The organism is Neisseria sp. P0021.S006 (assembly GCF_051956895.1).
On sequence record NZ_JBQCWZ010001046.1, the window covers coordinates 1 to 518 of the forward strand.

At 45.2% G+C, this 518-nt stretch carries 1 protein-coding gene; it reads right to left on the reverse strand.

All coding sequences use genetic code 11. The features are described from left to right. The coding region (locus ACTHUM_RS18640) for a hypothetical protein (RefSeq protein WP_440403773.1) at nucleotides 1-518 on the reverse strand (518 nt) is incomplete at both ends.

Below are 518 nucleotides of genomic sequence, written 5' to 3' on the forward strand. Positions count from 1 at the left end.
GTCAACTTCCAAACGTCGGTGCTTTTTTTGGTTTCCGTATAAGAAATTCTGACCGGGACGGCAGTGTCAAAACGGCGGTCTTCGGCAACATTTTTCGGCGTCGCATAATAATGACCTTCGGTAGAAATACACCGTGTGTAGACAGTTTTACCATCGAGTTCAACCGGCTTGAACGCCAACTGTTTTAACTTGGCAATCTCGGCAGCTTTTTGAGTATCGTAACGCAGGCAGAAATTCGAGCGAAAAGTTTGCGCTTCAGGAGATTTCAATTCAACCGGCAAAGCCTCATACACCTGTTTTGGGTTTTGCTGAACCATTTGAAAGCGTTTACTCAGCTTAGCGCCCAAAACTGCCTTCAACTTGGCCGAATCTTTAGGATTAACGACAAACCAATATTTTTTGCCCATCATGACCAAGCTGCCTGTTTCCAGTTGCGTATTGTCTTGGGCAACCACGCCAAATGCTTGAATATTGTCTTTAGCGACGGTTTTTTCGGTTGTGGTTTGATGGAAAGGGCT